General features: G+C 65.2%; 21 protein-coding genes and 2 tRNA genes (1 of these 23 only partly in view). 9 read left to right on the forward strand and 14 right to left on the reverse strand.

Annotated elements, in window-relative coordinates; all coding sequences use genetic code 11:
* The 3 genes in view from KF785_03305 to KF785_03315 are tightly spaced (at most 58 nt apart) and all read left to right on the forward strand, a layout consistent with a single transcriptional unit that may run on beyond the window.
* On the forward strand, nucleotides 1–1060 hold the 3' portion of the coding sequence (locus tag KF785_03305; GenBank protein MBX3145770.1) for a DUF4153 domain-containing protein. Its footprint begins 725 nt before the window's first position; 1060 of the gene's 1785 nt are visible here — the last part of the coding sequence; its start codon lies off the left edge, out of view; its stop codon occupies nucleotides 1058–1060.
* A 2-nt stretch (nucleotides 1061–1062) separates the two neighbouring features.
* Nucleotides 1063–2334: a sigma-70 family RNA polymerase sigma factor gene (locus KF785_03310; protein MBX3145771.1), complete on the forward strand. Its 1272-nt coding sequence runs from the start codon at nucleotides 1063–1065 to the stop codon at nucleotides 2332–2334.
* 58 nt (nucleotides 2335–2392) lie between these two features.
* Nucleotides 2393–2728, forward strand: coding sequence for a transcription initiation protein (locus tag KF785_03315; protein MBX3145772.1), 336 nt, complete (start codon nucleotides 2393–2395; stop codon nucleotides 2726–2728).
* 178 nt (nucleotides 2729–2906) lie between these two features.
* On the opposite strand, the gene apaG is transcribed toward KF785_03315, so the two are convergent.
* The 12 genes from apaG to KF785_03375 all read right to left on the reverse strand — a co-directional run bounded on the left by apaG (nucleotide 2907) and on the right by KF785_03375 (nucleotide 14624).
* Complete coding sequence (gene apaG / locus KF785_03320; protein ID MBX3145773.1) at nucleotides 2907–3311, reverse strand: Co2+/Mg2+ efflux protein ApaG; 405 nt, start codon at nucleotides 3309–3311, stop codon at nucleotides 2907–2909.
* A gap of 6 nt (nucleotides 3312–3317) precedes the next feature.
* On the reverse strand, nucleotides 3318–5327 hold the full coding sequence (locus KF785_03325) for an Ig-like domain-containing protein (GenBank protein MBX3145774.1): 2010 nt from the start codon (nucleotides 5325–5327) through the stop codon (nucleotides 3318–3320).
* Nucleotides 5328–5364: 37 nt separating this feature from the next.
* The gene (locus tag KF785_03330) at nucleotides 5365–6549 is read right to left on the reverse strand and encodes a homogentisate 1,2-dioxygenase (GenBank protein MBX3145775.1); all 1185 of its coding nucleotides are present in this window, start codon (nucleotides 6547–6549) and stop codon (nucleotides 5365–5367) included.
* Nucleotides 6549–7667, reverse strand: a complete 1119-nt coding sequence (hppD, locus tag KF785_03335; GenBank protein ID MBX3145776.1) for a 4-hydroxyphenylpyruvate dioxygenase — start codon at nucleotides 7665–7667, stop codon at nucleotides 6549–6551. The genes KF785_03330 and hppD overlap by 1 nt, the downstream gene beginning before the upstream one ends.
* A gap of 62 nt (nucleotides 7668–7729) precedes the next feature.
* On the reverse strand, nucleotides 7730–9088 hold the full coding sequence (locus tag KF785_03340; GenBank protein ID MBX3145777.1) for an MATE family efflux transporter: 1359 nt from the start codon (nucleotides 9086–9088) through the stop codon (nucleotides 7730–7732).
* 183 nt (nucleotides 9089–9271) lie between these two features.
* On the reverse strand, nucleotides 9272–9994 hold the full coding sequence (locus KF785_03345) for a hypothetical protein (protein MBX3145778.1): 723 nt from the start codon (nucleotides 9992–9994) through the stop codon (nucleotides 9272–9274).
* 1 nt (nucleotide 9995) lies between these two features.
* On the reverse strand, nucleotides 9996–10724 hold the full coding sequence (locus KF785_03350) for a hypothetical protein (GenBank protein ID MBX3145779.1): 729 nt from the start codon (nucleotides 10722–10724) through the stop codon (nucleotides 9996–9998).
* Nucleotides 10721–11653: an ABC transporter ATP-binding protein gene (locus KF785_03355; GenBank protein ID MBX3145780.1), complete on the reverse strand. Its 933-nt coding sequence runs from the start codon at nucleotides 11651–11653 to the stop codon at nucleotides 10721–10723. Before KF785_03355 ends, KF785_03350 begins: the two co-directional genes overlap by 4 nt.
* Before the next feature lie 76 nt (nucleotides 11654–11729).
* A tRNA-Arg gene (locus KF785_03360) sits at nucleotides 11730–11803 on the reverse strand.
* 36 nt (nucleotides 11804–11839) lie between these two features.
* Nucleotides 11840–12502, reverse strand: a complete 663-nt coding sequence (locus KF785_03365; GenBank protein MBX3145781.1) for a lactate utilization protein — start codon at nucleotides 12500–12502, stop codon at nucleotides 11840–11842.
* The gene (locus KF785_03370) at nucleotides 12499–13896 is read right to left on the reverse strand and encodes an iron-sulfur cluster-binding protein (GenBank protein ID MBX3145782.1); all 1398 of its coding nucleotides are present in this window, start codon (nucleotides 13894–13896) and stop codon (nucleotides 12499–12501) included. Before KF785_03370 ends, KF785_03365 begins: the two co-directional genes overlap by 4 nt.
* On the reverse strand, nucleotides 13893–14624 hold the full coding sequence (locus KF785_03375) for a (Fe-S)-binding protein (GenBank protein MBX3145783.1): 732 nt from the start codon (nucleotides 14622–14624) through the stop codon (nucleotides 13893–13895). Before KF785_03375 ends, KF785_03370 begins: the two co-directional genes overlap by 4 nt.
* Nucleotides 14625–14689: 65 nt before the next feature.
* Here KF785_03375 and KF785_03380 point away from each other — a divergent pair, with 65 nt between their 5' ends.
* The 5 genes from KF785_03380 to KF785_03400 all read left to right on the forward strand — a co-directional run bounded on the left by KF785_03380 (nucleotide 14690) and on the right by KF785_03400 (nucleotide 19568).
* Complete coding sequence (locus tag KF785_03380; protein ID MBX3145784.1) at nucleotides 14690–15508, forward strand: YdcF family protein; 819 nt, start codon at nucleotides 14690–14692, stop codon at nucleotides 15506–15508.
* Nucleotides 15509–15559: 51 nt separating this feature from the next.
* On the forward strand, nucleotides 15560–16654 hold the full coding sequence (locus KF785_03385) for a M55 family metallopeptidase (GenBank protein ID MBX3145785.1): 1095 nt from the start codon (nucleotides 15560–15562) through the stop codon (nucleotides 16652–16654).
* Between the two features lie 178 nt (nucleotides 16655–16832).
* A complete protein-coding gene (locus KF785_03390; protein ID MBX3145786.1) occupies nucleotides 16833–17702 on the forward strand; it encodes a universal stress protein in 870 nt (289 codons plus the stop codon).
* Between the two features lie 4 nt (nucleotides 17703–17706).
* Nucleotides 17707–19053: a ferric reductase-like transmembrane domain-containing protein gene (locus KF785_03395; GenBank protein ID MBX3145787.1), complete on the forward strand. Its 1347-nt coding sequence runs from the start codon at nucleotides 17707–17709 to the stop codon at nucleotides 19051–19053.
* Between the two features lie 140 nt (nucleotides 19054–19193).
* Nucleotides 19194–19568, forward strand: a complete 375-nt coding sequence (locus tag KF785_03400) for a cytochrome c (protein ID MBX3145788.1) — start codon at nucleotides 19194–19196, stop codon at nucleotides 19566–19568.
* Between the two features lie 108 nt (nucleotides 19569–19676).
* Here KF785_03400 and KF785_03405 read toward each other — a convergent pair.
* Nucleotides 19677–19750, reverse strand: a tRNA-Pro gene (locus tag KF785_03405).
* 20 nt (nucleotides 19751–19770) lie between these two features.
* Nucleotides 19771–20403 (reverse strand): TetR/AcrR family transcriptional regulator, encoded by a 633-nt coding sequence (locus KF785_03410; protein ID MBX3145789.1) that lies wholly within the window; start codon nucleotides 20401–20403, stop codon nucleotides 19771–19773.
* A 134-nt stretch (nucleotides 20404–20537) separates the two neighbouring features.
* On the opposite strand from KF785_03410, the gene KF785_03415 reads away from it, so the two are divergent.
* Nucleotides 20538–21977: a beta-lactamase family protein gene (locus tag KF785_03415; protein MBX3145790.1), complete on the forward strand. Its 1440-nt coding sequence runs from the start codon at nucleotides 20538–20540 to the stop codon at nucleotides 21975–21977.
* Nucleotides 21978–22032: the final 55 nt, after the last annotated feature.

The raw sequence follows: 22032 nt of genomic DNA on the forward strand, positions 1-22032 counted from the left end.
CCTGGCCACCCAGAGCTGGCCCAGCGGCTGGATCGGTTACCTGGTGTCGAGCGTGTCGGTGATCGGCACCCTGGCGCTGCTGCTGGTGCACCCGCTCCGCGATCGCGCCGAGGAGCGATGGATCAGCGGGTATGCCCGCTGGTATTTCCTGGCGCTGCTGCCGGCGCTGATCATGCTGCTGCTCGCCGTCGGGAAGCGGATCGGTCAGTATGGCCTCACCGAGCCCCGCTACACCCTGCTGGTCCTCGCCGGCTGGATGACCGCCATTGCCCTCTACTTCGGAGCAACTCGTTCCCGGCAGATTGCCTTGATTCCGGTGTCGCTGGCGGTCGTGACTCTGCTGACGCTGATCGGCCCCTGGGGCATGACGGCAATGTCACGGCGCAGCCAGACCCAGCGGCTGACGGCCATCCTCGACCGGACGCCGCTACCGCTCCCTGCCGGACAGACCCTCCCTGAAGAGGACCGCCGAGAAGTGGTCGCCATTTTGATGTACCTGGAGCAGGCCCACGGCGCTGGTGCGGTCGCTGGTGCGGCTGGCCTGGATCCGACCCTCGCGGCTGGCTGGCACCGGTCAGGGGCCGTCGACTCGGCGCTCGCCCGCCTCGGCGTCGACCGTTACGGCTCGGGAGCCCCCGGCAGCGGCGAACGCTACGCCATGTTCGAGATCTCCTCCGTCGATACGCTGGTGAGCGGGGGCGTCGCGGTGGCCGGCGAGGGGCGCTGGTATCTCGACCGCGCCCTGCTCCGCCCCTTCCGTATTCGCTATCTCGACCAGGTGCTGTCGTTTGTGCCACGAACTGCGGCAGGCGAGGTGGTGGTCTATCGGGGCGATTCGGTCGAAGCGATCCTGCCCGTCTTTGCCGCGCTCGAGCCTGCCCTGGTGCCGCTGAGCAGCCACGCGGTCGATGAACGGGCACGGGCCGAACCGATCATGGTCGACGTGCGCGGTGCAACCCTGCGGATCCGCCTGATCATCACCAGCGCGAACTGGTCGTTTGCCCCGGCAGACTCCCTCGGGCGCTCTGCCACCGGCGCGGTCGTGGTGACGCCGCGCTAGCTATGGATGGCCCAGAAGTAGCGAACCCACTCACCCAGGGCATCGACGCCCGGGCAGCCTCCCGGCACCTGGTTGCTGTGCTTACCAAGCGTGTCGGCCCGGAACACCTGGGACTCGTCGAGGATGCCGTACAAGACGCCTTCGTCGCTGCGCTGCGCACCTGGGGGATCCGGGGTAGCCGGCCAGTCGATCCCGTCGCCTGGCTCTATCGCGCCGCCTGGAATCGGATGGTCGACCAGTTTCGGCGAGTCGAGCCAGACTCCCTGGATGCAGTCGGCGTGGACCCCGTGCACGACCCTGGTCAAGAAGCCCGCACCGATGACGACGGCGACGACGAGCTCCGCCTGGTGATGCTTTGCTGTCACCCGACGCTGAGTGCCGACTCGCAGGTGGCGTTGACGCTCAAGATCGCAGCGGGCTTTTCGGTTGCGGAGATCGCGCGGCTGCTGGGCGCGGCTCCCGACGCCGTCGACCAGCGCCTGGTGCGGGCCAAACGGAGCCTGCGAACCTCGGGGGTCAGCCTCGACCTCGCACCGGCCGAGCTGACCCGTCGGAGCGCGGTCGCACTCGAGGTGCTCTACGGAATGTTCAGCGAGGGGTACTCGTCCTTGACGGCACCAACCGGCCTTCGTCGTGAGCTATGCATCGAGGCGCTCCGACTGACTCACCGTATGCTGGCCGACCCGGCCACCGCCTCGCCGCCGGCGCATGCGCTGGCTTCGCTCTTCGCATTCCACCTGTCCCGGTTCGATGCGCGGTTCGACGACGCGGGAGCGTTCCAGTCACTCCGCGATCAAGACCGGCAGCGCTGGAACCGCAGGGCGATCGCTCTCGGGCTCGACCACTTGCGCCGCTCGACCGGACCAACGCTGACCCGGTATCACCTGGAGGCCGAGATTGCCTCATGTCATGCCGTAGCCACGCACTATCGCGAGACGGACTGGACTCGAATCATCGGCCTGTACGACGCGCTGCTCGAGCAGTGGCCGACCCGTACGGCCCGACTCGCCCGGGCCATTGCGGTCGGCGAGCGGGATGGCCCCCGCATCGGTCTCGAAGCCCTCGAGAACCTGGCCGGGAGCGAGAACGATCCGGCCTATCTGGCAGCGATGGCTCATTGCTGGGAGCAGGCAGGCAATCACGCTCACGCCGCGGCCTGGTACCGCCGGGCGCTCGAAATGGCGGTCGCGCCGGGGGTGCGGCGGCTCATGGAAGCCGCGCTGGTTCGGGTGATCGGGACCGATGTCGGTTCTGAGCCCGTCGATCCGTCGTAAGGAATACAGACGGCAGGGTTCACCCGGCCCGACAACCTACTGCGAGGAGAAGGTCCCGATGGCGGAGTATGTGATGATGCTCTGGGAGAATCCGACCGCGTTTGCGGCGGCCTCACCTGCCGATATCGAGGGAATCATTCAGGAGTACATCGCGTGGCGCGAGGCGATGGGCGCCGCAGGCAAGATCACCGGCGGAAAGAAGCTGCGGGACGAGGGGGGCAAGCACCTCAAGGGCGGTATCGTCACCGATGGCCCGTATGCCGAGGTCAGCGAAATCGTCGGAGGGCTGTTCTTTGTCCAGGCCAGGGATTATGACGAAGCCGTCGAGATTGCTCGGAGTTGTCCACATCTCAAATTCGGATGGGTCGAGCTCAGGGAAGTCGAGCCGACCTGATGCTACGCTCCACCGGGGTTCTGCTGGTGCTCGGAATCGCGGCAGTTTCGGATCGCCCGGCTGGCCTGCTAACCGCCGGGATGCGTCTGACCTGCGAAAGCGGTCGGCAGACGACGGTCTGCACCGTTGATTCGGTCCGACTGGGCGAGGACTCCAACTGCAGACGATCAACTGAACCTCAGCGTCGATCGGCCTGCGCACCGGCGGCAAGATCGAACCGAGGGATTGGCGCCTGAAAGGTGGACTCGTCCTCCCGCTGGAACTCATAGTGCCCCTCCATATAGCCGGAGGGGCTTTTGAGAATGCAGTAGCTTTGATACGTGTGAACCGCACCTGGCGCAATCCAAGGCTGCTCCCCGATCACACCATCGCCGCGCACCTCGTGGTCTTCACCGCCCCCCACCGAATCGTGAATCCGCCAGAACCGGCTCAGCAGCTGCGCGGGGACCGTACCGACGTTCTCGATCCTGACCGTATAGGCAAAGACGAAGTGCCCGAGCGTCGGACGAGACTGTCCGCGCAGGTAAGCGGGACGGACGGAAATCCGGATTCCGTCCGTCATGCGATAGTAGAACGGAGCCATCGGCGTCTAGGGCGTCAGTTCTCGGGGTCTCGGCTCGATCCGAATGATCCAGAGACCGTTGTGCATGTCGTTGACATAGGCAAGGCCATCCTTCGGATTGACCACGACACCCCAGGTCATTGCACTGTTCTGAACCCGGCCGTTCATGTCCGCCGTGTTGACGTGCGCCATCTCGCGTCCCTGGGCACGCAGATCGCCCTTGAGTTCACCCGAGATGTCGAAGACCCGGAAACCAGCATTGTAGGCACCCAGATAGAGGGTATCGCCAGCGACCCAGACGTTGTGAACGCCGCCATACTCCGGTTCGTACCAGGCGACCGCCTTCGGATTCATCAGATCCGAGACATCGACCACCTGCAGCCGGCCGTAGGCGCGACCGGCGGCCGCGTCCTTGGCGCCTTTGACGGGGGTGGCCGGGAAGACCTCGTCCGCGATGATGACATAGTCCTTGTAGCGCCAGGCGGTATGGGTGCCTCGAATGAAACCGGGACCGCCCGTGGCCTCCACGTCGCGATACATGGCGTTGAGGTCGTACTTGAACTGGCTGACGAACTGCGGATTGGTCGGGCTGCCGCCCTTGATGCCGTTGCCAACATCGAGAATGACGAGGCCATCGTTCCAGTAACTCGCGTAGAGCAGGCCGTCCTGGACGTCGACATCATGCAGCGAGCGTCCCGCGTCCGGACGCGGCGTCTTCCAGACGGCGGCTTCGCGCGGATTGGCGGGATCAGAAATGTCGATGATGTGGAGCGCCCCGGTACCATCGTTGGTAAGGTAGACGTGCGTGCCGTACTTCTCCTGCCGGTAGATGAAGGTCGAGTGCACGCCGGCCGTCAGGTTGTGCGTATACTCCGCGATGATCCTGGGGTGCGCGGGATCTTCGGTCGACGCAATCACGATGCCGTTCTTCCGGTCGCTGGCACCTTCGCGAGTGAACACGATGGCTTTGCCATCCGGCGTCGACATCACGTCGTTGACGCGTCGGGTGTTGACCACGAGCGAATCGGTGACGACCGGATTGGCAGGATCGCGAATATCGACGGTGTAGAGAACGTCGCCGCCGCCGCCCGAGCCGAGGTAGGCATAATCCCCGCTCGGGTGGATCCAGACTTCCTCCGTGTTGAACCTGGTGCGCGGCAACCGACCGACCACCGTCGCCGGGCGCCGCACGTCGCGCGGCGTCACCGTAACCGTCGCCTCGGCGGAGCGGCTGCCGATGCTCGCCGTAACGAGATAGGTCCCCGCCTCATAGCCGACGAATGAACCGTCTGAATCGATCACCCCGTGGCCTGGCGCAAAGCTCCACTGGGGCGTGAACCCGGTGATCTCCTTCCCGGCACGATCGGTCGCAACGAGCTTGAAGCGCACCACATCACCGCTGCGCACTTCGCTCATCTCGGGCGTGATCTGCAGGGCGGCGACCGTGTTCGCCACGACTTGCAGCGTGAACGACTGTTCGGCGCTTCCCGCCCGAGCGGTGATCCGAGTCGTTCCCGCAGCTTTCGCTTCGAGAAGCCCGTCAGCCCGCACGGACGCCACATTCGGCGCCGAGCTCGACCAGCGTGCCGCTTCGTTGCGACGGTCGCCGGCGGCGGAGTAGACAGCCGCCTCGAGCCGGAGCCGCTGCCCGGCAATCACCGATCGGACGGCAGGAGCGATCGCGATACTCGCGGCCGGCCCGGCGACCATGTTGACCTTGATCATCTCGCGCACCGGACGGGAGCCAGGCACGTGCGCCGTGGCGAGGACCTGGAACGACCCGGTCGACCCCGATTCGATCAGGCCGGTCGGATCGACCCGGGCTTCGAAGTAGGCCCCCTGCCCGACAAACGAGATCCTGACGCCGGCAACGGGCTTTCCGTCCGCACCAAGAGGCGTAGCGGTGAGCCGCAAGGTATCCTGCGCAGTCATGGTAACGTTGGTGCCCGGCGTGATCACCAGCTTGGCAATCGGGCTCGCGGGCAGCTGCGGAGTGGCCGGCTGCTGCACGGCCAGGAGCGCAAGTAGGGCTAGCATCGAATCGGAGTCGTCCTTGGCAAGGGGCGTTGGAGGATCAGCTGGTCGGCGGATTGAAGCCTTCGCCGGCCTCGATCCACGAGAACTGATACTTCGGATCTTCAATGGGCGCTGCTTGCCGAGCAGTCTTGAGCGGCCGGAAGGTGTCGACCATGACTGCCAGCTCGTTGGTTTCCTTGGCGCCGATACTGGCTTCCATTCGGCCCGGATGCGGACCATGCGGAATGCCGTCCGGGTGCAAGGTGATGCTGCCGTACTCGATCCCCTTGCGGCTCATGAACTCGCTCGAGGCGTAGTAGAGCACTTCGTCCGAGTCGACGTTGCTGTGATTGTACGGAGCGGGCACCGCTTCCGGATGGAAGTCGTACTGCCTCGGGCAGAACGAACACACCACGAACCCGTCGCCCTGAAAGGTCTGGTGAACCGGAGGCGGCTGATGAATCCGCCCGACGATCGGCTCGAAGTCGTGGATGTTGAACGCCCAGGGATAGAACATGCCGTCCCAGCCCACCACATCGAACGGGTGGTGGTCGAGAATGAACTCGTTCAAGGTGTCGTGCTGCTTGACGATGATCGGGAAATCGCCCCGCTCGTCGTAGGTCTTGAGCTCACGCGGCACCCGAAAATCGCGCTCGGAGTACGGTGCGCCCTCGACGATCTGGCCGTACTCGTTGCGGTACCGCTTCGGGGTCCGGACATAGCCGCGACTTTCGATGATCAGCAGTCGGTGCGGCACCGGATCCATTTTGAAGCGGTGCATGATGCCACGATGGATGACCAGGTAGTCACCTTCCCCGTACGGCAGGTCACCGAACTGCGACTCCAGTACCCCGGACCCCTGGCTGATGTAGACGACCTCATCGGCTTGCGCGTTGCGATAGAAATGCGTGTCGGCCACGGTCGGTCTGGCAAACAGCAGGGCGCAATCGTTGTTGAAAAGCAGCGGCGTCCGATCGAGCGTTGGGCTGCCCCCCTCTGCCAGCTGCGCTGTGCGAAAGTGGCGATGTTTGAAGACCGGATCGGCTTCCTCCTCGTACCGGACATCCTTCAGCTTGCGAATCGCCTTGATCGTCGTGGGCGGAGCAATGTGGTACAGCAGCGACGCCACGCCGGTGAAGCCCTCGTTGCCGACAAGCTGCTCCTGGTAAATCCCGCCGTCGGGCTTCCGAAAGGCGATATGCCGCTTCTTCGGCACCCGGCCGAGGGTATGATAGACTGGCATTACAGGTTGCCTCGGAGCGCCTGCTCCCGTTCGATGGCTTCGAAGAGCGCTTTGAAGTTGCCCTTGCCGAAGCTCTTGGCACCTTTGCGCTGAATGATCTCGTAGAACAAGGTCGGGCGATCCTGCACCGGCTTGGTAAAGATCTGGAGCAAGTAGCCCTCGTCGTCCCGATCGACCAGGATGCCGAGCTCCTTGAGCGGCTCGAGATCTTCATCGATCGGCCCCACTCGGTCGAGCAGCGTGTCGTAGTAACTCGTCGGCACCGTCAGGAATGGCACGCCGCGCGAGGTAAGGTCGCGAACGGTCGCGACGATGTCATTGGTTGCCAGCGCGCAGTGCTGGACACCAGGGCCGCCGTAGAAATCGAGATACTCATCGATTTGCGACTTCTTCTTGCCTGCCGCCGGCTCGTTGATCGGAAACTTGATTCGGCCGTTGCCATTCGACATCACCTTCGACATCAGGGCGGAATACTCGGTGCTGATATCCTTGTCATCGAAGGAGAGCAGGTTGTGGAAACCGAGGACGCGCTCATAGAACGCAACCCAGTGGTTCATTCGTCCGAGTTCGACGTTGCCGACGCAGTGATCGACGTAGAGGAGCCCGGTGCTGGCGGTGACAAGCGGCGAACTGGCCGGCTTGAACCCGGGCAGGAAAACGCCTCGGTAGTTCCTCCGCTCGACGATGGAATGGATGGTGTCGCCGTAGGTCTTGATGGCAGCAATGACGACCTCGCCATCGGCATCCGACAGAACCGTCGGCTCCTGGACCGCCTCGGCCCCTCGCTCCACCGCTTTGGCAAAGGCATCACGCGCATCGTCGACCCAGAACGCCAGGTCTCGAACGCCATCGCCGTGCGCCCGGACATGCTCAGCAATCGGGCCGTCCGGACCGAGCGGCGTAGTCAGGACGAAGCGCAGCTTGTTCTGCTCGAGCAGGTAGCTGGCGCGGTCTCGGACGCCGGTTTCCGGGCCGCGGTATGCCTTAAGGGTGAAGCCAAAGGCCGTCTGGTAGTAGATCGCCGACTGCTTGGCGTTGCCGACGTAGAACTCGATGTAGTCAGTCCCGTTGATCGGGAAGGTGTCGACCTGGGTCTCGGGAAGGACCTGCGTTGCCATGGTAAAGCCTCCGACAGGAACGAATGAACGAATCTCAACCTAGCTGCGCGTGCGATGATCGATCAGTGCCCGGGGGCGTCGATCACGACCCGGGTCAGGACCCGGCCGAGCCGGATCTTGACCCGAACGACCAGGACCACCGCCACGACCATCAACCCCACGACCAAGCCCCACCAGAGACCCGGGGGACCCAGCCCCTGCCGGAACCCCAGCCAGAGACTCACCGGCAGCCCTATTAGATAGTAACCAAACAAGTTGATCAGTACAGGAACCCGGGTGTCTCCTGCTCCCCGAAGGGCTCCCAGAGCGACCGCCTGGGTGCCATCGAAGACCTGGAACAGCCCAGCCAGGGGCAGCAGCGTCGCCGCGATGGTCAGGACGGCGGCATCGTTGGTGTAGAGTCCCGAGAGTGACACCGGAAAGGTGACGAAAACCAGCGCCGTCAGCGCCATGAACGACACCCCGATGATCAGGGCCGCCACGGCTCCGCGCCGGGCGTCGTCCGGTCGACCAGCGCCGATGGCCCGACCGACCATGACGGCGGCCGCCGACCCAATGCCGAGCGGCACCATGAAGGCGACGGCGGCCATGTTGAGGGCGATCTGGTGGCCCGCCAGTGCCTGGGCACTGATCCGCCCCATCAGCAGGCCCACGCCGCCGAAGACCCCATACTCGAAGAGGATCTGGAAGCCAACCGGCAGTCCGATCATGAGCATCCGGCGGAGCGGCTGCCAGTGCCAGGACTCGGCCCGCCAGGGACGGATCCGCGGAACCAGGTGGACCCGAACCAGCAAGGCCAACCCCAAAAACATGGCCCACCGGCTGACGGTTGTCGCCACGGCCGCGCCGGTGACGCCCAGTGCCGGAAACCCGAAATGCCCGAAGATGAGAACCCAGTTGACCAGGGCGTTGAGCAGGTTGGCGGCGACAATGGCAACCAGCAGCGGCCGAAGAATGCCCTGCGCCTGCAGCATCTCGCGCAGGACCATGAAGCCGAAGTACGGGAACACCCCCGGAAGCGTCCAGCGCATGTACCCGCCGGCAAGCGGGATGATCTCCTCCGCCTGGCCCGTCAAGCGCAAGATCGGCTCGAGGGTCAGGTAGGCGAGCGCCGCCACCACGGTGACGAGCACCGCGATCACGAAGCCGCGCTGGACGCCCCGGGTCACGCCGAGGTCATCGTGGGCGCCGTAGGCCTGGGCGATCACGGGGGCCAGGGCGGCAATACACCCCATCCCGATCGTGGTCACCATGAAAAACCAGATGTTGGCCGCCCCCGTGGCTGCCAGCGCCTCAGCCGAGAAGCGGCCCACCATGGCGGTGTCGACGACGCCCATGAACATGAGGCCGACCTGCACCGTGGCAATTGGTGTCGCGAGGGCGAGCAAGGACCGGATGTCGGCCCTGGTCGGACGCAGCATGGCCTGCCCTCGTCAGCGCCGCATCGGGCTGCCCACCGGCAGGTCGACCGATGGCAACGAAACGACGGAATGGTGACAGGTCATCAGCGGGGGTCGGAGGGCTGTGGACAGGGCGGAACGGGACCCGGCAAGATACACGGCCGGAAGGCCTGCTGCATACCAGCGGCACAGCGGACTCCCCAGCTACGGATCCCGGGCCTGGCGGCGAAGGAAGCCTCCCAGGGACACTCTGATTAGGACCAGCCAGAGAAGCGCGCCGCTCGCGGCCCAGAGATACCCGGCCAGCACATCACCATCGGCGAGTGCCAGGATGGACCTGACCGCCCAGGTGGCCGGCGTGACGAGCAGCAGGTCCGAGTACCAGGCGTCACGCGGCAGGAACAGGTAGAGCGCCGCAATCTGAACGTAGAGGTTGAGGCCCTTGAAGAGTCCGAGCGCCTGGACCTTGTCGCGGGCCAGCGCAGGTACCGTCACCGTGGTCCAGATGCTGCCGAGCGACAGTGACAGGATCGGCGCCATCCAAAGCAAAACGGGTAGCTCGATCATCCGCGTGGCAAGCACCAGGAGGACTGCGTAGCTGACTACGAACCCGTACGCGAGGCTCAGCCGAAGCCCCAGAATCGCGGTGATCGGAAGGGGCACCACCTGGAGAGCTCGGTCGACGCCGCTGTCTCGCTCGTCGACGAGGAGCATGGCCGTCAGGTAGCCGATGCCCGGGCCGTAGCCGAGCAACACCAGGATCTGCAGATTGGTCCACCAGGCAGCGAACAACCCCAGGTGCCGAATCAGCGCTGCAATGAGCAGGATGGCCAGCATGAGGCCGACAATGTTCCGCAGAACCTGATCTCGGCGGATACTCGCCAGGTCATGTCGAAGCAGGCTGAGGCTGGGCGACCCTCCGGACACGTTACCCACCCGTTCTGCCGAGGGTGTCAGTATGCAGCCTCACGGCGTGTCGGAACAGGACCGAGCCGAGCAATGCCAGGTAGCCGAACGCGTAGACGGCCTCGATCGGTGAGACCGCCGCAGGGTCCGCAGCCCACAGCGTGGCGCGCAGCATGGCATGCCCCGGGTTGAGACCGAACAGAACCCAGGCAAACCAGCCATCGACGAGACCGAAGTGAGCCAGGAGCGGGAGGTAGGTCACGATCGAGACTGGAATCAACCGGGCGATCACATGGTTGAGCGACTGAGCGGTCGCAACGATCACCAGCCCAGCAAGGACCGCCACTGCGCCAGTACAGGTCAGCGCGACGACCATTCTGATGAGCAACGGAATCGGGGCGGGCCAGGCCCACGCAGCCATGATGACCAGCCCTCCGACAACCGTCAGGGTCGTGAACGTGAACAGCTTGGCCGTGACATACTCAGCTGGCGCAGCCGGCGTTACGGCCAGGGCCGGGAGCGTCGACTGCGATCGTTCGAGCAGCACCAGTGCGGCGACAAACCCGGTACCGACCACGGACGGATCCAGCAACAGGATGCCAGTGATGATCGTGACCGGCGCCTCGTCAGGGAGCAGAATGGCGATCAGGGCGAACGCGGCCGTCGTCACGGCAGTGAAGAGATAGATCCGCTCGCGGGCCTGGACTCGGATGTCCCACAGCACGAGTCGCTGAAGCCGATCGGCGTTCACGGCTCGGCGACTCCATCGAGCGAAGTACCCGTCACGTCGACAAAGACCTGATCGAGGGTGGCCTCCTGGCTGTGGATGCTGCGAATGTTGCCGGCGCGGAGGAGGGCCAGAAAGCCTGGATTGTCCGCCAAGCCGTCCAGTGGAAACTCTGTCTGCTCCTCGCGGTGGTCAGCCCCGTGCCTGACTCGCACCACACGACGACCGTAGCGCGCTTTGAGCACGGCGGGTGCATCCATCGCGACGAGGCGTCCGCCGATCAGAAACGAAACGCGATCGCAGAGCTCGTCGACGTCGTGCATGTTGTGCGTGGTCAGCACGACCGTCTTGCCGCGCGACCGCAACTCGGCAATCAGCCCCTTCACGATCCCCGCGTTGACGGGATCGAGCCCCGCGGTCGGTTCGTCGAGATAGAGAATTTCCGGGTCGTGCTGAATGGCGCGCACGAAGTTGAGCCGCATCCGCATCCCTTTGCTGAATGTCTCGACTCTGGCATGCGCGGCCCGTTCCAGTCCCACCCTCGCCATGAGTTCCATGGGGTCCTGGCACGCCTTGCGGTACATCGAGGCGAAGAAGCGGAGATTCTCGTACGCGGTGAACTTGAGGTAGTGATTGGGCAGCTCGAAACCAACGCCGATCGCTTCGAAGTACTCCTGCCCCCAGGACGGCAGCGACCGGCCGAGGACCGACACCTGCCCGCGATAATCGCGCAGCTGCCGGGTCAGCACCCTTTGCAGCGTGCTCTTGCCGGCGCCCGAGGGGCCCAGCAGTCCGACGATCTCTCCACGGGCCACCGAGAGCCCGACCGAATCGACAGCGTCGCGGGGTGCGCCACGATAGCGAAAGCTGACGTCCTCGACCCGAATCGCATCAGATTCTGGCGGGGAGCTGAACGAATCGCGGCCTGCGTCCGGAGGGTCTTCCGCTCCCATCGTTGCCCTGGGCTCTCTGGCGTGCGGGGGTCGAGTGCTCGACGTGCGGGGTTCGTAGCGATTGCAAATGGTGCAGCGCGCCCGGCAGGAGTCGAACCTGCGACCCACAGCTTAGAAGGCTGTTGCTCTATCCAACTGAGCTACGGGCGCCCTGGGGTCGAAAGATAGACGGGTCCGGTAGACGGGTCAGGCCCCGCCCACGGGCAGACAGTGCACCCGCCCCGGGCCATGGACCCCCACCAGCAGCTGTCCCTCGATGTCGGCGGTGCGGCTGGGGCCGGTCACCAGTACGGCTGCGCTGGCCTGTCGACTGCCGAGCGCACTTGCGGCCTGCCGGATGAAGTCGCCCAAGGTGGCCACAACCCGCGCCGGATCGAGGACGGTCAGGTGCGCCGGGGCAATCACACTCGACAGCCGCCCCTGCCCCGGACTCGGAATCAGCGCAAAAGTACCCGACTCGGCAATCGCCGCGGTGGTTGCGGTAATCGAAAGCCCCAAGCGATCGGCGTGTTCAGGCCCCTCGAAGCCGCGCACCACCTCCACCCCAGCCGCCACCAGCGTATCCGCAACGCCGAGCCGATCGAGCAGTCCGTCGGGATCGCGCGCCACCCAGACGGCTCCCGCATACTGCCGAGCAATTGCGACCAGCTGCGCATCGACAGCGGCACGGTCGCCCGCCGGGTGCCACTGGCCGCCCAGCCCCTCGAACCGCTCGCGAAACTGCGCCAGCAGCGATGACCATGACCCGGGTGCTGCCACCGGCCAGGCCGGGTGCGGGTGATGGTGCGGTGGCGGCATGACTCGAAGGAGTGCCGCACGAACGTCGGCCAGAATCCGATCGCGGCTCATCGATCCCTCACCAGATCGCGAAGCGGACGGGCCGCCAGCTGTGGAACCGAGCGCCATCGCGCCCAGCCGGCAGCAGGTCCCGGCGCCAGCCACTGGCCTCCTCCGGCAGCACGCTGCAGCCAATACGCCATCCGGCCGGCCAGGCGAAACCGGACCGGCGAGGCCATGATCCAGGCCGCCAGCCGAAGCGGCCAGCGCCCGACGGTCCCGGGTTCGGGCGGCAGCGCAGCCGCTTCCTTCCGGAAGTGAAGTAGCATCCTCGGGATGTCGATCTTGATCGGGCAGGCGTCCCGACAGGCGCCGCAGAGCGACGACGCAAAGGGCAGTTCCTTGGCCGCCTCCACGCCGAGCAATCCGGGCGTGACGACAGCACCGATCGGTCCCTGGTAGACCCACCCGTAGGCGTGCCCGCCCGCGCGGCGATAGACCGGACAGACGCCAAGACAGGCTGCGCAGCGAATGCACAGCAGCGACTCCCGCGCCTCCGGATCTGCCAGCAAGCGTGAGCGGCCATTGTCCAGCAGCACGACGTGGAACTCTTCCGGACCGTCGGTCTCGCCGGGTCGGCGCATCCCATTCAGAATACTGACGTAACTCGACAGGCGCTGACCGGTCGCACTCCTCGGCAGCACGCTGAGCAGCGGGTCCAGATCCGCGAAGCGCGGCACGATCTTGTCGATGCCGATCACGGCCACGTGCACCGACGGCAGTGAGGTCGACAGCCTAGCATTGCCCTCGTTCTCCACCACCACGATCGACCCCGTCTCGGCCACAGCAAAGTTGGCGCCGGTGATGCCCATCGAGGCGGTCAGGAATCGCTTGCGCAAGGTTCGGCGGGCGATGGCGGTCAGTTCGCCAGGCTCGGTCGTCAGCGGCACGTCCAGCGTTCGGGCAAAGAGATCGCCGACTCGCTCCTTGGTCCAATGGATTGCCGGCGCCAGAAAGTGCGACGGCGTGTCGTGGGCCAGTTGGATGATGTACTCACCCAGATCGGTTTCGACCGGGGTGACACCCGCTGCTTCGAGTGCCTGATTGAGACCGATCTCTTCGGTCGCCATCGACTTGCTCTTGACCGCAATCGTGACGCCGCGACGCCGGGCGATGGCCGTGACGTGCTGGCACGCCTCCTCCGCCGTGCGGGCCCACCAGACCGTGCCGCCGTTGGCCTGGACGCTCGCTTCGAACTGGGTCAGGTAACGATCGAGGTTGCTGATGGCTTCGAGGCGTGCCGCGCGGGCGCGAGCACGGAGCGATTCCCAATCGGGCCGCTCGGCCACCGCCGCAAGCCGGAGGTCGACGAACCGGGAGGTGGTGCGATGCAATGCACCCTGAAGCTGGACCAGGTCGAGCGCGCGATCAGCCTGCTCATGGAACCGCTCGGCGGCAGGCTTCATGGCGCGCCCGGATCAGCGGCGAGCACCTGGGCGAGATGAAGCACTTCGACGTCCAGGCCGCGCCGATCGAGAATGCCCTTGATCTGGAGCAGGCAGGATGGATCGCAGGACACCACAGCCTCCGCCCCGGTGGCCGCGATGGCGTCGACTTTCGCGTTGCCCATGCTGGCCGAGATCCTGTCGAAGGACACCGAGAAGCTGCCGCCGAAACCGCAGCACGCCTGCCGATCGTCCAGCTCGACGAGCTCACATCCCTCCACCTTGCGGAGCAAGCGCCGAGGCTGATCTCGCACACCGAGTTCCCGGAGCGAGTGACACCCGTCGTGCATCGTGACGCGGGCGGCGCAGGCGGACGTGAGCTCTGCCGCTCGCGGCTGCTGACTGACGAACTCGCTGAATTCGAACGTCTTGGCCGCCACGGATCGGGCGGCATCGTGACTCGGGTCTCCGGCGGGGAGCAGGTCGGCGTAGTGAACCCGGATCATGGCTGCGCATGATCCAGACGGCACGACGACGGCGTCGAAATCATCGAGTATCTTTACGGTCGCGCGGGCGAGCTTGGCCGCTTCACCACGATGCCCCGCATTATAGAACGGCTGCCCGCAGCAGGTCTGGGCCGCGGGAAACTCGGCCGAGCACCCGATCCGGTCGAGCACGGTGAGCGCTGCCAGGCCAATGTCGGGCAGTACCTGATCGACCACACAGGTGGCAAAGAGCGCGATGCGCATGGGACTTCCGATGAAGGCTGGCGAATAATGTTGCGGGACCCACAGAATCGCCAGGCGGTCCGACGATGAACCCCAGGGTCAGACAGTCTGCAGCACAGGCAGGATTGGGCGCGGTTGCCACCGCAGGCTTACTCTATCCGCTGCACGCCATGGGGATCGACAGCCTGATCGGGATGACGTTCCCGGCCTGGCATGCGGCATTATTTGCGGCGGGTATGTTGCTCGGGGGGATGGGTTTGGTGCGGTGGCTGGCCGGGACCGCCGGTCTTGCGCTCCTCCTGCTCCTCGTGGTCGAGCAGATCCCCGCGCCGTCCAGGTGGGCCCGCCAGTTTATTCGGGAGGATCCCCTGCCAGCCGCCCCGGTCGACGGTATCGTCGTGCTTTCGGCGTCGGTCAATACCGACGGCCTGATCAATCCGCCTGGCCTCGACCGATTGCGAGAAGGCATTCGACTTCATCAGCTGGGCGTCTCCAATCGCCTCATCCTCTCGAGCATCCAATGGGACGACCGGCCCGATGTGCGGTCCGATTCAGACCAGCGCGCCATCGTGGCTGGCTCAGGAACCACGCCGGAGCTTCATATCGTGCCTGATGTCGGCTCGACACGTACCGAGGCGCTGCGCATTGCGGAACTCGCCAAGTCCCACGGCTGGACGTCCATCGTCCTGGTGACCTCACCGACCCATACCCGACGCGCCTGCGCGTCCTTCGAGGCGGTCGGGTTTGCCGTCGTCTGTCGACCCAGTCCAGACCGCACCATCGCGTGGGGCCATTTGGGCGCCCCTGCCGACCGGTCGGCTGCGTTCGGGCTCTGGCTGTATGAACTGCTTGGTTGGTGGAAGTACCGCGCCGCAGGGTGGATTCGGCCCGAAGTTTCACGCTGATCGAAAGCTGTCATTCCTCGACGCCGGCTGGTCCGGCAAAGGAGTTGTTCGATGAACAGTCGCACTGCGCGAACCGCACTCTGGATCGGTGGCATTGCGGTTCTGGCCGTGGGTGCCCTCTGGGCTGTCACGACACGCGCCGCCCAGCCCCAGGCCGTTCGGGTGCTGGTCTATCATGATATGGAGGGCTTGGCCGGCCAGGACGATCCACGCACCTACCGGTTCGTTCATCGGGACTACTACGCCCGAGGTCAGAAGATGCTGGTCGCCGACCTCAATGCCGTCATCGCCGGCCTCTTCGACGGCGGCGCAACGGTGGTTCACGTCGTCGACGCCCACGGCAGCGGCAATCCCGATCCCGATGTGCTGACGGCGGAGCTCGACCCCCGGGCCAAGCAGGTCTTTCGAGACGCTCCCTTCCATTCCTACGATGATGTCGTGGCCCCCAATCAGTACGACGCCGTGGTGGCCGTCGGGATGCATGCCAAGACGGGCAGCGGCGGGTTCGCGTCGCATACCTACACCATCGGGATCGAGCTGCGCCTCAACGGGCAATCGATCACCGAGTCCGAGCTGGTGGCGTACAGCTGGGGCCGCGTCGATGTACCCATGATCATGGTCACCGGTGACGACAAGCTGAAACAGGATCTCTCGACCATGCCCTGGCTCCAGTACGTCGTCACCAAAACCGCCACGGCCGCGGACTCGGCGATCCTCCGCCCCGTCGATGAAGTTCATGCGGAGATGCGGAGTGCTGCCAAGCAGGCGGTCGAGAATCGCGGCCAGGCCAAGGTCATGAAGCTGGAAGGCCCGATCACCGCGGCCCTGCATGCCGTACCCCCAGCCAGCTTGCGCGTGCTCGAGGGCGTTCCGGGAATCAACTACCGGGACAACACGGTCGAGTTCGTGGCGCAGGATTTCAAGAGCGCCTATCGCGGCCTGGTGGCCCTGATTGGCGTGGCAACGCAATCGTTCTCCGGCCTGTACCGCGAAATGCACGCTGCTCGTCCCGAGGCCGAGGCCAGAGCGCTCTCGCTCGAGTTCTCGGACCGGCTGTTTCAGCGCTGGATGGACGTTGAATCCGGGCGCTGGCAGCCGCCGCCACCACCGCCCGCCGTGGCGCGCAAGTATCACGGCGCGAATTGACGACTTCCGTCAGCGGGCGGTCGCCTTGGTCTTCAGACCGGGTTCAGCATTCCTTCATCCGGTGCCGCCCATCTTGGAGTGTGCCAGTCGCGGGTAAGCATCCGACTTGTAATGGTCGGCTGCCGATCCCGGGCGGAAGCCATTGACAATCCGGCGCCCCTCGAACTTGGGAGTGACTATGCGCATCGTGTGCGGAACGGACTTCTCAGCCCCGGGGCAGCAAGCTGCAACGGTGGCCGGCCTCCTCGCCCGTCAGACGGGAGGCGAGCTCCATCTGATTCATGGTCTCGGGCCCCGCCGACGCTGGGACTTTACTGCCGAACGGACCGAGCTCGAGAAAGAGGGCCGCCGACTTCAGGAGCAGGGTGTCGCTGTTACCGGCATCAATGCGGTGTGGGGCGACCCAAACGTTGTCATGATCGAGGAAGCCACCCGATGGGGTGCCGAGCTCATCGTGCTCGGCGCAACCGGGCAACGGCTGGCGGACTTGACGCTGCTCGGCAGCGTCGCCTCCAGGACAGCACGGGAATCGCCGGTACCCGTTCTGGTCGTTCGAGACGCTGCGCCGTTCGTCGCGTGGCTCGAGAAGAGCGCTCCCCTTCGAGTTCTCACCGGCTTCGAACGAGGGGAGAGTACCAATCATGCCCTTCGCTGGGCGGCGAGTCTCAGGCGTCTCGGCACCGTCAACCTGACTGTTGCGCAGCTGGTGACCCCGGGATTGGAGAATCGCCGAGCCGAGGCGTCGGGCCCCGGAACCGGCATCGAACTCCACCCCAGTACCCGCAGTCAGCTGCTGGAAGAGCTCCGTCTGGCTACGGCGCCGGCAATCGGCGACATCTCGGCCACTCTGACCGTCAAGCCGGCGATCGGCCGCACCGACATACACCTGGTGCAGGAAGCCGAGGGCATGCACGCCGACCTGGTGGTGGTCGGCAGCCACCAGCGCAAGGGGTTTCAACGCTGGTGGCACGGTTCGGTGTCGAGTGGCGTGGTGCATGGGGCGCCGATGAGCGTCGCGGTGGTTCCCTACCGCCCGTCGGAGAGCTGAAGCGATGCAGTCCCGTTGGCGGCGTGTGCGTGAAACGCCCGCTGCCACGGGTGTTCTCTGGATCGCTCTTTACGTTGCCCTGGTGGTGACACCGCTGCTCGTACTCTTCATCGACCCGACCTCGCCTGGGGGTGGCGTCGTCTGGGACGTGGGGATTGCACTGGGCTTCGGGGGCCTGGCAATGCTCGGCGTGCAGTTCTTTCTGACTGCCCGGTTCCGGCGCGCCACCGCCCCATATGGCATCGATCTCATCTACTACTTCCACCGGTACCTCGGCATCGTTGCCCTGATCGTTCTGGTAGCGCATCCGGCGCTGCTCTGGATATCGAACCCAGCTGTCGCGGCGCTCTTCAACCCAATGACGGCGCCGTGGCACATCACCGCCGGTACGCTTTCGCTCGCTGCGGTGGCTGGCCTGGCAGTGTCTTCCCTGCTGCGCCGGCAGCTCGGTCTCGAGTATGACCTCTGGCGGGTGGGACACACGATCCTCGCCATTGTCGCGGTCGGTCTGGCCCTATGGCATGTGCACGGCGTGGGTTACTACGTGGCAAGCCCCTGGGCGAGGGCGCTATGGCTGGTCATCGGGGCATCGCTGATTGCCGTAGTGGCGTGGATCCGCTTGGTCAGGCCGTGGTTGCTGCGGAGAAAGCCATACCGGGTCATCTCGGTCGTTCCGGAACGCGGTGACGCCTGGACGCTGGCCCTGGAGCCGGTCAATCACAACGGGGTGCGTTTCCAGCCGGGCCAGTTTGCCTGGCTCACGCTGAGACACAGTCCGTTTGCAATGAAAGAGCATCCGTTCTCGTTTTCGTCGAGCCCCGATCGCGACGGCCGACGAATCGAGTTTACGATCAAGGAGCTGGGGGACTTCAGTCGCACGATCAAGAGCGTTCTTCCCGGAGAGATCGGGTATGTCGATGGGCCCTATGGCGCCTTCACGATCGATCGTCACCCGGCAACGTACTACGTGTTCATCGCGGGAGGTATCGGGATCGCACCGATCATGAGCATGCTGCGGGGGCTGGCAGATCGCGCCTACCCGCACCCCGTGCTATTGCTGTACGCCTACAGCAGGTGGGACCGGATGACGTTTCGGGAGTCACTCGACGAGCTGACGACTCGTCTGTCGCTCACCGTCGTACCAGTGCTCGACGAGCCACCCGAAGGATGGTCGGGCGAGCACGGCTGGATCACCCGGGAGATTCTGGAACGGCATCTGCCCCGCGACCGCGGTCAGCCGCACTACTTCATCTGCGGGCCGGAGGCGATGACCCAGGCGATGGAACGACTGCTGAAATCGGTGGGCGTTCCACTCCGACGGATACATTCGGAGCTCTTTAACTTGGTCTGAGCTCCAAGCCGAGACGGCTAGGCCGGGATGCCGAGGGAGGTGGCCATGCGTTGCACACTGGCGAAACTGCTGGCGGTCGGAACCGGACTTGTGGTCGTCTTGCTGGCGATACTCTTTGCCGCTCTGCAGAGGGGGTAACTATGGTACCGCGATCAAGAGTAGCGCTGATCCGCATCTTCGCCGGAGCCGTGGCGTCGTTCCTCGCCGCTGCTTCGCTTTCGGCACAGCAGGTGGCCCAAGACTCCGCTGCGCAAGTTGCCCGGGGCAAACGCGTGTACCACGAGCAGCGATGTCGGGTCTGCCACGCGATCGCGGGAGAGGGGAACCGGCGGTACCCCCTCGACGGGGTTGGGTCGCGCCTGTCCGCCGATACGATCCGACTGTGGATTGTGGCGCCTCGCGAGGTCAACCCCAAGGTGCGCAAGCGAGCTTACGACCAGCTGTCGGCCGATGACCTCCAGGCGCTCGTAGCATTTCTTCGGGGTCTGAGGGAACCGCGGGCCCCGGGCAGTTAAGCCCAGCCTGCCATCAGGCCGCGACCGGTTCGGCGTTGCGACGCCGGAGGCCAAGAGCTCCGCGTCCCGAAAGCAAAGCGAGCGGCCTCACGGCCGCTCGCTCTACAATCGGGGCGCCGGGATTCGAACCCGGGACCTCCTGCGCCCAAGGCAGGCGCGCTACCGGGCTGCGCTACGCCCCGATTTCGTCCAGCCTGATAATTTACCGCGGCCGCCGGTGAAGCGGCACTGGGGAACGTTCCGGAACCGCGTATCGCCCACCGAGATACCCCTCGACGATGGCCCACTGCCGATCCGGCGGGTAGTCCTTGGGACGCAGCAGGAAGCCCAGACCGATCCCGTCGGACAATGCCAGCAGCGCATCAGCCTCGAGTGCCGGGTCGATGCTCGCCGGGATAGCGTCGGCGTTGCGAAGCGCGTGGAGTTCGGTGGCCAATCGCTCGTGCATCATCTCCAGGCGGCGCTGGTGCTCTTCCCGCAGCCGCTTGTTGCTCATGGCGAGCCCGACAAACGAGATCCAGAGCCGGAGACCGCTGACTTCCCGCGGGGTGAGCGGGAGCGTCACACTCAGAATCCGACGGACCCGGTCGAGCCCGAGCGCGCCGTCGAGCGCAGCATCGATGTTCCGAATGACCGCCGCCCCCAGCCGATCCAGCGCCATCAACAGCAGATCGGCCTTGTCACGAAAGTGGTAGGTCACGACGCCAGTGGTGGCGCCCAGTTCGGCCGCAATGGCGCGCACGCTGGCTTTGTGCAGCCCATCGCGAAGGATGACTCGCCAAGCCGCTTCGGTGACTTCTTCGCGTGTAAAGGTGCGCCCGGCCACCCGAGCCATACCGACCTCGACAATTAAACAACACTCGTTATTTTCCTGTATCGTCTCCGGGCTGAGCCGGAGACGGACGCCGAAGTCTAGCGGATCGGCTACGTGGCGTCATCCGCCTGTTCATGCCTGCTGAGGGAAACCTGATGCTCCGCCGACTCTCGCTGATCGGACCAGTTGTGCTGATGCTTGCCTCCTGTGCCGGGGAGGCGGCTCCCCCGCCTGCTCCCTATACCGTTGCGCTTGACCAGGCCATCGAGGACGCCCTGGCCCGCCGGGAAATTCCCGGGGCCGCTGTCGTGGTTGTCGAGGGTGACCGGGTCAGCTACAGCCGAGGACACGGCAAGGCCGACTTGGAGACTGGCCGACCGATGACCGACTCGACCCCAATCGTGATCGGCTCGACGTCGAAGCCGATCACCGGGCTCGCGGTGCTGCGGCTGGTTCAGCAGAACGCCGTGGCGCTCGACACCCCGATCGCCAGGTACATCCCGGAGGTGCGATTCGCCGATCCGCGCGCTGAGACCATGACCCTCCGCCACCTGCTGACGAACCGATCCGGGCTGCCGGTTGGATTCTCGGGCCCGGCGTACCAGCGACCGTCGATCGTCGACGACGGAGCGCTGGAGCGGTTGGTCGGAACGATGGCGGCCGAACCGCTGCTGTTTGCGCCGGGCGAGGGGTATGCCTATTCGAATCGCGGCTGGGCGCTGGCAGGCTACGTCGTGCAGCGGGTCAGTGGCCTCTCGATCGAAACGTTCCTCAGCCGCGAAGTCTTTGCGCCGCTTGGCATGACGAGCACGACTCTTGAGTTCTGGACCGTTCCCAACCTCACGACCGGTTACCGCGACGGGTATCGGACCCGCAACCATCCGGGCCTGCCCTCAGTGGCACGCGACTACGGTCCCTCAGGCATGGTGGTCTCGACGGCACGGGACATGGCGCGCCTGCTGGTGGCGATGCTGAACGATGGGCGGACCGAGGATGGGCGTCAGTTCCTGACACCCGAGCTGATTCGCGAGGCGCTGCGTGGCCAGGCTCCCGCCGAGAGCGAGCTGGGTGGCCCAACGCACTATGGTCTCGGTTGGGAGGTGGATTCATCGTTTGGTGCGCTGACGGTCAAGAAGGCGGGGTCAGTCAGTACCATGGTGACGTTCTGGGTCATCCTGCCGGAACGACGAACCGCAGTTGGCTTTGCCTTCAACCGTGAGGACTACGGCTCGATTCCCCTGGTGGGCAGCGTTCTCTCGATCGTGGCCGGTGGCGAGGCAATGCCGGTTGCGCCCTGGTCCGGTACTCCGCCCGCGATCCCGGCCCCGGTCGGGATCAGCGGAGCCGCGCTCGATCGCTGGGCAGGTCGGTACGACACCCGATTCGGGTACACCAGCTTCACCCGTCAGGGCGATTCACTGGTCACGGATTTCGAAGGTGTGGATTCGCGATTGGTTGCCACGAGCGACTCGACCTTCGTGATCGACTCGGATATCGTCAAACACGCGGGCCGGGTCTTCACCTTCAGACGCCGCGGAGCGGCGACCGTCGTCTCGATCGATAAGGACTCCCTGGGCGTCCGCATGGCACCCTGAGTCCGGGTTCCGGTTTTCCGGTCGATTGCCTGTTCGAGGCGGCTGACGGAGCAGG

Source organism: Gemmatimonadales bacterium (genome assembly GCA_019637315.1).
GTDB lineage: Bacteria > Gemmatimonadota > Gemmatimonadetes > Gemmatimonadales > GWC2-71-9 > SHZU01.